We start from the raw sequence: 12,206 nt of genomic DNA, 5'->3' as shown, positions 1-12,206 counted from the left end.
AGTATTGAAATAACATGGATATTCAACAAGATTACTTTTCTTTTCTGGGTTTGCCGGAAAGTTATAATATTGATTTAGCGGCGCTTTCCAGTCGTTACAGAGAGTTGCAAAAAACACTCCACCCCGATCGTTTTGCTCATCTTTCTGAGCGAGAAAAAAGGTTGTCGGTTCAATATACAGCGTACCTTAATGAGGCTGTGACAGCGCTCAAATCTCCATTGAAGCGAGCGCAATATCTGCTTTTTTTACGCGGTATCGATACCGTTAGTGAAACCTCAGTTCATTTGGAGCCTGCTTTTCTCTATGAGCAAATGGAGCTTAGGGAAGACCTTGAAGATATTAAAAAGTCGGTCTCTCCTGAGAGTGCACTTGATAGCTTTGCGGACAAAGTAGCTCAGCAATTATCCGAATTCCAAAAAATATTTTCTGATTGTTATGCCGCGCGTGATGATGAGTCGCTTCAGTTAGCCGCGACTATCGTGCGTAAAATGCAGTTTATGGTCAAACTTCAGAAAGAGATTGAGCTGTTCGAATATGAGCTCGATTAACAGGTGAAGAAATAAATTATGGCGTTATTACAAATAGCCGAACCCGGTCAGAGCTCTTTACCGCATCAGCATCGTTTAGCTGTTGGTATTGATCTTGGGACGACTAATTCATTGGTTGCCAGTGTGCTCAGTGGAGAGTCGGTAACACTTCCAGATCATGATGGTAACCATCTTTTGCCTTCTGTTGTGCGTTATCTTGATACAGGCGATGTTGTTGTAGGTGCTGTGGCGCGCAGCTTTGCATCTGCAGATGCTCATAATACGATTGTTTCTGTAAAGCGTCTGATGGGGCGTGGTATTAAAGATGTAGCGGCTTTTGGTGAAATACTTCCCTATCAGTTTGAAGAAGACCAGGGTGGTATGCCTTTCATCAAAACGGTTGCAGGCTCTAAAAGTCCGGTAGAAGTTTCCGCTGATATTTTGAAAGTGCTTGTTCAGCGTGCTGAAGAAACCTTGCAAGGTGAACTCGTGGGTGCCGTTATTACAGTACCTGCTTATTTTGATGATGCGCAGCGTCAGGCAACTAAAGATGCTGCAACACTCGCTAATATTAAAGTGTTGAGATTGCTGAGTGAGCCAACAGCGGCGGCAGTTGCTTATGGGTTAGACCAGAAAGAAGACGGTGTTATTCTGGTTTATGACTTAGGCGGTGGAACCTTTGATGTGTCTGTTCTACATCTCAATAAAGGTGTTTTTGAAGTGCTGGCTACCGGCGGTGATAGTGCGCTCGGTGGCGATGATTTTGACAGGCTTGTGGCCGAGTGGTTGGCTGAGCAGGCTAATGTGATTACTGCAATGACGGCAGGTTTATCAAGACAATTGATGGAGCTGGCGCGTTCCGCAAAAGAGCAGTTAACGACAGCCGATCAGGCCTGGGTTAATCTGGATATTGCCGGTAAAGAAGTGCCTGTTACTATATCAAAAGCGCAATTTAATTCCCTGATAGAGGCGCTTGTTGATAAAACAGTACGCGCTTGTAAGCGTGTTGTCAGAGATGCTGGCTTATCGCTGGATGAGGTTCAGGATATTGTTATGGTGGGCGGCTCTACTCGTGTTCCTCTGGTGAGAGAGTGTGTAGAAAAATTATTCAAACGACCACTGCATGCAGATATTGATCCTGATCGTGTTGTCGCTATTGGTGCTGCTATTCAAGCTGATGTGCTGGCCGGCAATAAGCCTGATTCAGAAATGCTGTTACTTGATGTTTTGCCACTTTCTCTAGGGTTAGAAACCATGGGGGGGTTGGTTGAAAAAGTAATTCACAGGAATACATCGATTCCTGTAGCAAGAGCTCAGGAATTTACAACTTATCAGGACGGCCAAACAGCGATGGCTGTTCATATTCTGCAAGGTGAGCGTGAGTTAGTCGAAGATTGTCGCTCGCTTGCGCGCTTCGTTTTGCAGGGTATTCCACCTATGGTGGCCGGTGCTGCTAAAATTCGAGTGACTTTTCAGGTTGATGCTGATGGTCTTTTGAATGTTGAAGCGAAAGAATTGTCCACAGGTGTTGAAAGTAGTATTCAGGTTAAGCCCTCATACGGGCTCAGCGATACGCAAATTGCTGATATGCTGAAAGCTTCATACTCGTTTGCTGACGGTGATAAAGAGAAGCGTTTATTACGTGAGCAAATAGTGGATGCTGATCGTTTGGTAGCCGCGCTTGAGCAGGCGATTGTAGTTGATGGTCAGGCGCTATTGTCTGATGATGAGCGTGCATTGTTTGAGTCGGAAATGGCTTTACTCAAGACGGTTTGTGATACGTCGGATGCGCGCGCAATTGAATTAGGTGTCGAGCGTTTGGCTAAGGTGAGTGATGATTTTGCTTCGCGTCGAATGGATTTAAACATCCAGCGTGCGCTGCAGGGGCATAGCATTAAAGAAATTGAGGAGATTAGCTAAGTGCCACAGATTATATTTCTGCCCCATGAAGACTTATGCCCTGAAGGTAAAGTGATTGATGTTGAGCCAGGCGTGACGGTTTGTGATGCTGCGTTGGCGAATGGTATAGAGATAGAGCATGCGTGTGAGAAATCCTGTGCTTGTACTACTTGCCATGTATTGATTAGAGAGGGTTTTGATTCGCTTGATGATTCTGATGAGCTTGAGGACGATATGCTTGATAAGGCGTGGGGGCTTGAGCCTGATTCGCGTCTGAGTTGTCAGGCGTGTGTTGGAGATGCGGATTTAGTGGTCGAGATTCCTCGTTATACTATTAATCAGGTTTCTGAGCGTCATTAATAGGTATTAGGCGTAGTTTAAAGACGTAACTTGGAGGAGTAGCATCATGAGTCTTAGATGGGTTGATGTGCTTGATATTGCGATTGAATTGATTGAAAAGTATCCGGATGTTGATCCTTTAACGATCAGTTTTCCGGACTTGTATCAGAAAGTGATGGACCTGGATGAGTTTGATGATGACCCGGGTCGTTGCGGAGAAAAAATTCTGGAAGCGATTCAGATGGCCTGGATCGAAGAACAGGATTAATAAAAAGAAACAGCCCGGTTATACCGGGCTTTTTCTTTTTATAGTATGTGTCGCTTGTTGTTGGCTTCGCGTATAATGTCGCGTTTTTCAGAAATATCCTTTTTAGGGGAATGTATAGATGGCTATCGAACGTACACTATCAATTATCAAGCCTGATGCAGTGGCTAAGAACGTAATTGGTGAAATTGTATCCCGTTTTGAAAAATCGGGTTTGAAAGTTGTAGAAATGCAGCTAAAGCAGCTTACTAAAGAAGAAGCTGAGGGTTTTTATGCCGAGCATAAAGAGCGTCCTTTCTTTGCTGATTTGGTTGGTTTTATGATTTCTGGTCCTGTTGTTGTACAGGCATTAGAAGGCGAAAACGCAATTTTGACCAACCGTGAACTGATGGGCGCTACTAACCCTAAAGAAGCGGCTGCAGGAACTATTCGTGCTGATTTCGCTGAGTCTATTGACGCGAACGCTGTACATGGTTCAGATTCTGCTGAGTCAGCAGCGCGTGAAATTGCTTACTTCTTTAGTAAGTAATTCAAGTTTGTATGCAGGAGAGGTTGTCTCTTCTGCGTGCTTTAAAAATGATAGGTGTAATAATGACTGAATCCATCCACAAAACTAATCTGTTAGGGATGTGTCCTGATAAGCTGGAAGCTTTCTTCGCTGAACTGGGTGAAAAACGTTTTCGTGCAACTCAGGTATTGAAATGGATGCATCAGCTAGGCGCTGAAAATTTTGATGATATGACAAATATTAGTAAAGTTTTACGTGAAAAGCTAAAGCAGGTTGCTGAAATTCGTGAACCTGAAGTTGTTACGAGCGACGTTTCTAAAGATGGTACCCGCAAGTGGGTGATCCGTGTTGAGGGTGGCTCTTGTGTTGAAACTGTCTTGATTCCTGAAGGCGACAGAGCAACGCTGTGTATTTCATCTCAGGTGGGTTGTGCTCTGGATTGTAGTTTTTGTTCAACAGGAAAGCAGGGGTTCAATCGAAACCTGACAGCAGCAGAAATTATAGGGCAAGTACGTATTGCTATTAAATCGTTTGGGCCAATGGACCCGTCTAAGCCCCGGCGTGTGACAAACGTTGTTTTTATGGGTATGGGAGAGCCGTTGATGAACTTTGATAATGTTGTCAGCGGAATAAAATTAATGATGGAGGACAACGCCTACGGTCTTTCCAAGCGGCGTGTCACCTTGAGTACGGCTGGGGTTGTGCCCGGTATTGATAAGCTGATAGAAGAGACGGATGTATCACTAGCGATCTCTTTGCATGCGCCGAATGATGAGCTAAGAAGTCAGTTGGTGCCTATTAATAAAAAATATCCCATTGATGAATTGATTGCTGCTTGTAATCGTTATCTGGAAAAGCTTAATGATAAACGCGTTATTACAATAGAGTATGCGCTGATGGCAGGTATCAATGATCAGGTGTCTCAGGCGAGAGAGTTAGGACGGTTATTGAAGCGCGTGCCTTGTAAATTAAATTTAATACCGTTTAATCCTTTTCCTAACTCAGGATATGAAAGGCCTTCCGATGAGGCTATTCTTGCATTCAAACAAATTATGCTGAAAGCAGGTATCATGACGACGGTGCGCCGTACCCGTGGTGCTGAAATAGATGCTGCATGCGGTCAGTTGGTAGGTCAGGTTGAGGACCGAACCCGTCGCAGCCAGAAATATATACCTATTGTTCAAGAAAGCACGGTGTAGCGTATTAGTTTTGGCGAGTGCATAAATTTGTAGAGTGTATAATGAGGAGAGGTTGTAGGTGATTATAGCTCGTGTGTTGATAGGAGGCCTGATTGGGCTGCTTTTATCTGGATGTACCGGGCTGCAAACGGAATCCGAAGCTGTTAACAAAAATACAGTCTCTACTGAAGGTGCGTTACAGGCCTATACAACATTAGGCTTGCAATACCTTCAATCGGGCGATACAGCAAATGCAAAGTCTGCGGTACAGAAAGCATTAGATATCGACACTGATTATGCTCCTTCGTATAACGCATTGGCTTTGATTTTTCAGGTCGAAGATGAAGTTGTGCTTGCAGAGAAATACTATAAAAAAGCCATTGATTTAGCGCCAGACCTGGCCATGTTCCATAATAATTACGGCGCTTTTTTATTTACGCAGGAGCGTTATCAGGAAGCTTGTGTTGAACTAGCAAAAGCAACGGAAGATCCTTTTTATAATAATAGAGCGCAAACATTTGAGAATTTAGGACGTTGCTATGAGCAGATAGGTCGTAGTGATGTTGCTATCCATGCATTTGAACGATCATTAAAAACAGGCGGTATGCGCCCTCTCGCATTAGTGGAATTGGCAGATCTCTATTTGTCGCTTGGTAATATCCCAAAGGCTGAGGAGTACTTTACGCAGTTTACTGAGCTTGCTAATAGTAAGCAGGTTAATCATTCTGCAAAAAGCTTATGGGTTGGGATTCGGCTTGCGAGAGAGAATAATAAAGTGTCCTTGGCAATAACTTATACTTTACTGTTAAAAAATCTTTATCCTGAATCTGATGAATATAAGCAATATAAGGAGTCAGCTAGGTGAGTAGTATGCCCGATGATAGTCTTGTTCAAAACGAAAACCAATCTATCGGAGAGCGCCTGAGGATTTCACGTGAATCGCAAGCGTTCAGTCAGCAAGCGATTGCTGATGAATTACATCTGCCTGTCCGCTACATTCAGTGGCTAGAGGAAGGTGCTTTCGAAAAACTGCCAAGTTTAGTTTTTGCCAGAGGTTATATACGTTCTTACGCAAAAATTGTCGGAATTGATGGTGCCTTATTAATTGATATATTTAATCAACAATATGGCATGTCAGATAAAAGAGAATCGATTAGGTCGGTTTCAAAGATGCAGCAGCAAGTGAAATTGGGCGACCCCGTTATGCGGTGGGCAAGTTGGATTTTTCTGATAGCTATTATCGCTATTGTCGGATGGTGGTGGAAAACTCAATATAGCTTAGCTCCGATCGATGAAATTAAATCGATCGTTTCAAGCGTTGAAGTAGAAACCGCTAATGATAATAGTCTGGCGTTGCCAATATTGGATGACTCGTCTGCTGATGCCACTTCAGACGCTGCAATTGAGCCTGCAGCAACTGATGAGCCTCAAGATCTATCTGATGCTGAAATAGCTAGACTGCAGAGCGCGTTGGACTCTGCTCCCGAAACAGAAGTTGCGCTTCAGAGCCCTGTCGAATCATCAGCTGGTGAAGATGATGCTACTCAGAGTTCTTTGATCGAGCGGCTAACCATCACGTTTAACGATGACTGCTGGCTCACCGTAAAGGATGCCGATGGTCAGACGTTATTCAAAAATATACGTAAAAGCGGTGAGTCGTTGAAACTTTCGGGTAAAGAGCCGTTAAGTTTATTGATTGGCCGTGTTTCTGCCATCGATGAGCTTTCGTATAATGGCAATACGGTTGATTTGGCGCCCTATAATATTAAAAATGTAGCGAAATTAACCCTCCCTCTGAATTGAAATTATTAGAAGAGAGTACAAAGTTTGGCAAAAGTTAAAGCCATCCGTGGGATGAATGATATCCTGCCTGATGTTACGCCTGTTTGGCAGTATCTCGAACGTGAAGTCAGAGCTGTGCTATCTAGTTATGGATATAGCGAAATCCGTATGCCAATTGTTGAGCAAACGGAGCTTTTCAAGAGATCGATCGGTGAAGTGACCGATATTGTCGAAAAAGAAATGTACACTTTCGAAGATCGTAATGGAGAGAGCCTGACACTGCGTCCTGAAGGTACCGCTGGTTGCGTGCGAGCCGGCGAAGAGCATGGTCTGTTATTTAATCAGACTCAGCGTTTCTGGTATCAGGGGCCGATGTTTCGGTATGAAAAACCACAAAAAGGTCGCTATCGTCAATTTCATCAAATCGGTGTAGAGACTTTCGGCATGTCGGCGTCAGATATTGATGCAGAAGTCATTATGTTGAGTGCTCGTTTGTGGAAGAACCTGGGTATACTTGATGCTGTTACGCTGCAGTTGAATTCTCTGGGTAGTAACGAAAGTAGGCTTAAATATAAAGAAGATTTGGTGGCCTATCTTACGCAGTATTTTGACCAACTGGATGAAGATAGTCGTAAACGTCTGGATAGCAATCCATTACGTATACTGGATAGTAAGAGTGAAGCTACTCAGGCCATTTTAATCGATGCGCCGGTATTATCAGATTATCTGGATGCTGAATCTGAAGAACACTTTACGAGACTGACAGGTTTATTGGATCATGCAGGTATCAAGTATGAGATCAATCCTCGCTTGGTTCGTGGCTTAGATTATTATTGTAAAACAGTATTCGAGTGGGTGACCGATAAGTTGGGTGCTCAGGGGACTGTGTGCGCCGGTGGCCGATATGATGGGTTGGTTCAACAGCTAGGCGGGAAAGCGACGCCTGCTGTTGGTTTCGCTATGGGGGTTGAGCGTCTGGTGTTGTTGTTGGAAACGCTGAATGTTATCCCTGAGACTGAAAAAATATCGTTTGATTTGTATGTTGCTGCTGAAACAAAAGAGTCACAGGCTAGCGTTATGCAATGTAGTGAGATGTTACGTGATAGTGTTCCTGGACTACGTGTAAGAAGTCATTGTTCCGGTTTGAAAAACATCAATGCTAAAGCCCGTCAGACAGGTGCCCGACTTATTTTGTTGTTGCAAAGCAACGAAGCAGGTGTGGTTGGGACCTTATGGAATGAAGCGGAGTCATTCACGCAAATTCCGTTGAATGAATTATCATCGGTAGTTGCTGAACAATGGCAAATAGTTAAGCAGAGTTAACCGGCCTTAGTTATGGATTTGGAGAAGTATTGTGTCTGAGATGCGAACAGAAGAAGAACAGGTTGAAGCGTTAAAGGGCTGGTGGAAAGAGAATGGTAAGTCTCTGGTCATTATGATTGCTATTGCATTAAGCGCTGTGTTTGGTTGGAAGACCTGGCAGCAGAAGCAATTGACTGATGCAGAAACTGCATCAATAACCTACCAGAATTTGCTGGATGCTGTTTCTGCAACCGTCGGAAAAGATAGTGCGGATCAAGTGGCAACAAGTCAGCATCTTGGATCGTTACTTAAAGCGGAACATGAGTCAACTGAATATGCTCGGTTTGCAGCCTTATTAATGGCTCGTATAGATGTTGATCAAGAAAAATATTCTGAGGCGCTTCAAGAGCTTGATTGGGTATTGGCTCATAAACCTTCAGCTGAGATGCAGAATATAGTGCTGCTCCGTAAAGCACGTATTTATCAGGCAATGGGAGAGTTTGAAAAAGGCTTGAGCGTTGTAGTGGAGCTTAAGGGAAAAGAATTTAGTGCTAGCGCCTCTGAGTTAAAAGGCGATCTATTGCTTGCCTCAGGGAAGAATGTTGAAGCACGACGTGCGTATCAGCAGGCTATAGAGTTGTCTGGTAATGCAGAGAAAAATCCTTTGCTAACAATGAAGTTAGAAGACTTAGCTACTTCTGAAGAGGGATAGAACATGTTACGTCAGATTACGTCTGTTGCCTTATTTTCAATTTTTTTATCCGGTTGTGGTCTTTGGAGTGGTTCTGATGAAGTCGAACCTAACGCGTTAGTCGAGTTTGTACCGGATAAGCAGGTGGTTGTTAAATGGTCTGCTGATGTCGGTAGTGGCTTAGGCAAAAAATTCCATCAGATGGTGCCTGCTATTAGTGGTGAGCATATTTTTGCGCCCTCTGTTGATGGTACCGTTTCTTCCTTTTATCTTGCTGACGGATCGAAGGTTTGGTCGGTGGATTTAGACGTTGCGTTACTAGCGGGTGTCGGTTCGGGTGATAATAAGCTTGTTGTTACTACCGAAAATGGTGTTGTGATTTGTCTTGACGCTAAAACAGGTGCTGAGCTTTGGCGCAAGCAATTATCTTCAGAGGTGGTTGCTGAGCCGCAATTGAATAATAAGCTAGTCGTTGTGCAATTGATCAATGGAAAAATTGTAGCTCTTGACTCGTCTAATGGAAATCAGCGTTGGGTTTTCGACAGTATTGCTCCTCGGTTGACATTACGTGGTACCAGTTCTCCTTTAGTTGCAGCGGATGTTACGCTTGCGGGGTTGGATAACGGCAAATTTGTTGCATTAGATAATGAAACAGGTGCTTTGTTGTGGGAGCAGACCGTATCGTTGGCTGAAGGGCGCTCAGAGCTTGAGCGAATGACGGATGTAGATGGTCGGCCGCTACTGTTTGAAAACGTTATTTATATTCCTGGCTTTCAGGGAAATATCGTTGCCATTAATCCATTTAATGCACAAACTCTCTGGGCTAAGAAAATTTCAAGCTATCATAGTTTGGCCGCAGGTTTTGGCAATATCTACGTAAGCGAAGTGAATGATCATATTCAGGCATTAGATACGCGTAGTGCAGCTAGTGTGTGGAAGCAAGATCAGTTAGAGAATCGTCAAATTACAGCACCTGCTGTGATTGGTAATGCGGTCGCGGTAGGCGATAGCGAAGGATATATTCATTTTCTATCACAAATAGACGGTCATTTTGTAGCACGATTCAATTCGGGCTCCCGTCTTTTGGGTGATATGAAAGTTAAGGATAATATTCTGTATGTATTGACAGACGCGGGTCGTCTTTTTGCGCTGACATTGAACTGATCAGCCGTTTTAATTCAAGCAGCTTCCTATATATTGTGGGCGGCTGCTCTTCTATTTTTGGTAATTCGTAATGCTACCCGTTATTGCACTGGTTGGTCGTCCCAACGTTGGAAAATCTACATTATTTAATCGCATGACAAACACCCGCGATGCGCTGGTTGCTGATATGCCGGGTGTGACACGTGATCGAAAATATGGAGAGGGTAAAGTTGGCGAGCAATCTTATATTGTTATCGATACTGGCGGCATCAGCGGTGATGAGAAAGGCATTGATCATGAAATGGCTAGTCAATCTCTCCAGGCCATAGAAGATGCTGATGTCGTTTTCTTTATGGTGGATGGGCGCGCGGGTCTGATGCCTGCTGATGCGCTTATAGCGGACTATCTGAGACGTACCGAAAAAACGATTTATTTGGTTGTGAACAAGACAGATGGGATTGATCCTGATGTTGCTATGTCTGACTTTCATACCTTGGGTCTTGGTGAGCCTATTCCGGTTGCAGCCGCACATAACCGCGGGGTTACCGTGCTTACTGAGTACTGCTTATCTGGATTTGAAGAGGATGAAGAGCCAGGCGATGAGGAAGAGCGTAGAGTTCGTATCGCAATCGTAGGTCGTCCGAATGTGGGTAAGTCGACGCTTGTGAACCGTTTGTTAGGTGAAGAGCGTGTTATCGTTTTTGATGAAGCGGGAACGACCCGTGACAGCATATATATACCTTATGAGCGAGATGGTAAGCCTTATACGCTTATCGATACGGCAGGCGTAAGACGTAGAAAGAATATTACAGAAGTAGTGGAAAAATTCTCGATCATTAAAACACTGCAATCTATTAAAGATGCGAATGTCGTCGTTCTTGTTATCGATGCAAGGCAGGGGCTGACTGATCAGGATCTTCATATGCTCGGTTTCATTATGGAGACTGGCCGTGCTTTGGTTATTGCTCTCAATAAATGGGATGGAATGACCGAGGAGGAGAAGAAAGAGATTAAGGAGCAGATTCGTCGCCGTTTGGATTTTGCCGGCTTTGCGCGTTTTCATTTCATCTCCGCGTTATATGGTAGTGGTGTAGGTGAAATGTATGGTTCAGTTAATGAAGCTTACGAAAGTGCTATGGCTAAATGGCCAACTAATCGTTTAACGCTTTTACTTGAAGATATTGTAGCGGACCATCAGCCGCCTCAAGTTGGCGGGCATCGTATTAAGTTGCGTTATGCGCATCAGGGGGGGTCAAATCCTCCGATTATCGTTGTCCATGGTAATAGGACAGATCACTTACCAGAATCGTATAAACGTTATTTGAAAAATAAATTTATTAAAATACTTAAAATTCACGGAACGCCTGTTAGATTTGAGTTCAAAACCGGCGAGAATCCTTTTGCTGGAAAACATAACTCGTTAACGCCAAGGCAGCAAAGGAAAAAGGTACGTTTTCAAACACATGTTAAAACTTTAAAAAAGAAAGCCCGTAAAAAATAACACGGGTATTAAATACAGATGATCGATGGGGAAAGCTTTAGTATCAGGCTGATACTGCTTCCCTATCGATAGTTATGTTTGTATAAGGCGGTCTCGACCTCGTTTGTCTCGTTGTATAAAGTAAGCTGGGCAGCAATATCTGGTCTATTGAGGTTGATGTTTGTTGTTCTTGTAGGGCTGTACTTATATTTTTAGACTAAATCAAAATAGACTATCAAGTATTGCTTTCATTTTTTCTCTACAGCAGTCTGTGTTCCGAGCAAATTGACTTTTCTCTATATATTCGTTTATTTGTACTTAATCCGCCTGTTCAGGTTTTATTGTTACGCATTTGATCCCAGTAATTCTTTAGAAAATCATCTGATAATACGATTTAGAATCGTGTTATTACGGTATCCACGTATATCAGTATGAAAGCAGACTTCAGGGGTGTCTCCTTGGTGTCATCTGCAGTGAAGTCTCCATGTCTTGATTCCCTCCGATTGAACGAAAAAAACACATCCAGATATTAATCAAGTTACGTTGTCTTTATTGGCCACGATGAGTGCTTACTAGGCACCGTTGTATTAACGAATAACGCGATGGCGTAAGGCGGAGATTTTAAGCAGGTCAGTTCTGCTCTTCGTAAATGCCAAGATGAGGCGACTCCAGGTGAAATGAAAATTTACAAAGCTTATGTATGTATCCGGTTGGTTCTTCAGCGACTGCTGTTGTGGTTGTAGCGTCATGAGCTGTGTATGTGCTTGAGGGATGTGTTGCTGAGATTGTCTGTGTGATTGCTAATGATGCGTCATTATCGTAAAACTGAGTAATGTAGGCGTCGAAAATTGAATCAGCTTATCTTTGTCCGTTTGTGTATGGCTTACATATAAGCGTGGTGTTCAGTGTGTTTACGATATTATGAGGGCTAACTGTGAAAATGCTTAGCTTAGGCTGTTTTGCTTTTACTTCCGGTAAGTAAGATGGTTTTATTCTTCGCACAAAGATTCCCCCGCTAGTGTTGGTTTTCCTGTCAGCTTAGAAGTCAAAATAGGGCAAAGTGAATTGTTTTCATAAAAATATGACTTTTAT

12 protein-coding genes are annotated in these 12,206 nt (G+C 43.4%); all 12 read left to right on the top strand.

Going from position 1 to position 12,206, the window contains the following annotated elements; all coding sequences use genetic code 11:
• Window positions 1-14 precede the first annotated feature (14 nt).
• Entirely contained in the window at window positions 15-548 is a 534-nt protein-coding gene (gene hscB / locus Nant_RS09270) for a Fe-S protein assembly co-chaperone HscB (protein WP_054341369.1), read from the top strand.
• Window positions 549-566: 18 nt separating this feature from the next.
• Complete coding sequence (hscA, locus tag Nant_RS09265; protein ID WP_054341368.1) at window positions 567-2,447, top strand: Fe-S protein assembly chaperone HscA; 1,881 nt, start codon at window positions 567-569, stop codon at window positions 2,445-2,447.
• Window positions 2,448-2,786: an ISC system 2Fe-2S type ferredoxin gene (fdx, locus tag Nant_RS09260; RefSeq protein WP_054341367.1), complete on the top strand. Its 339-nt coding sequence runs from the start codon at window positions 2,448-2,450 to the stop codon at window positions 2,784-2,786.
• 46 nt (window positions 2,787-2,832) lie between these two features.
• Complete coding sequence (gene iscX / locus Nant_RS09255) at window positions 2,833-3,033, top strand: Fe-S cluster assembly protein IscX (protein ID WP_054341366.1); 201 nt, start codon at window positions 2,833-2,835, stop codon at window positions 3,031-3,033.
• Window positions 3,034-3,151: 118 nt separating this feature from the next.
• Window positions 3,152-3,559 carry a nucleoside-diphosphate kinase gene (gene ndk / locus Nant_RS09250; RefSeq protein ID WP_054341365.1) on the top strand — a complete coding sequence of 136 codons (408 nt, stop codon included), beginning with the start codon at window positions 3,152-3,154 and terminating at the stop codon, window positions 3,557-3,559.
• Window positions 3,560-3,621: 62 nt separating this feature from the next.
• Window positions 3,622-4,737: a dual-specificity RNA methyltransferase RlmN gene (gene rlmN / locus Nant_RS09245; RefSeq protein WP_054341364.1), complete on the top strand. Its 1,116-nt coding sequence runs from the start codon at window positions 3,622-3,624 to the stop codon at window positions 4,735-4,737.
• Window positions 4,738-4,795: 58 nt separating this feature from the next.
• Window positions 4,796-5,581: a type IV pilus biogenesis/stability protein PilW gene (pilW, locus tag Nant_RS09240; protein ID WP_238377105.1), complete on the top strand. Its 786-nt coding sequence runs from the start codon at window positions 4,796-4,798 to the stop codon at window positions 5,579-5,581.
• A 5-nt stretch (window positions 5,582-5,586) separates the two neighbouring features.
• Window positions 5,587-6,519: a RodZ domain-containing protein gene (locus tag Nant_RS09235; RefSeq protein WP_238377109.1), complete on the top strand. Its 933-nt coding sequence runs from the start codon at window positions 5,587-5,589 to the stop codon at window positions 6,517-6,519.
• A 51-nt stretch (window positions 6,520-6,570) separates the two neighbouring features.
• Window positions 6,571-7,821, top strand: a complete 1,251-nt coding sequence (gene hisS / locus Nant_RS09230) for a histidine--tRNA ligase (protein WP_218640609.1) — start codon at window positions 6,571-6,573, stop codon at window positions 7,819-7,821.
• Between the two features lie 40 nt (window positions 7,822-7,861).
• The gene (locus tag Nant_RS09225) at window positions 7,862-8,512 is read left to right on the top strand and encodes a YfgM family protein (RefSeq protein ID WP_054341466.1); all 651 of its coding nucleotides are present in this window, start codon (window positions 7,862-7,864) and stop codon (window positions 8,510-8,512) included.
• Between the two features lie 3 nt (window positions 8,513-8,515).
• A complete protein-coding gene (gene bamB / locus Nant_RS09220) occupies window positions 8,516-9,655 on the top strand; it encodes an outer membrane protein assembly factor BamB (protein ID WP_054341361.1) in 1,140 nt (379 codons plus the stop codon).
• A 70-nt stretch (window positions 9,656-9,725) separates the two neighbouring features.
• Window positions 9,726-11,135, top strand: a complete 1,410-nt coding sequence (gene der, locus Nant_RS09215; protein WP_054341360.1) for a ribosome biogenesis GTPase Der — start codon at window positions 9,726-9,728, stop codon at window positions 11,133-11,135.
• The last annotated feature ends 1,071 nt before the right edge of the window (window positions 11,136-12,206 follow it).

This window comes from Neptunomonas antarctica, assembly GCF_001305295.1.
Classification (GTDB): Bacteria; Pseudomonadota; Gammaproteobacteria; order Pseudomonadales; family Balneatricaceae; genus Neptunomonas; species Neptunomonas antarctica.
The sequence above is the reverse complement of the archived record's forward strand: the minus strand, read 5'-3'. Positions and strand labels throughout refer to the sequence as shown.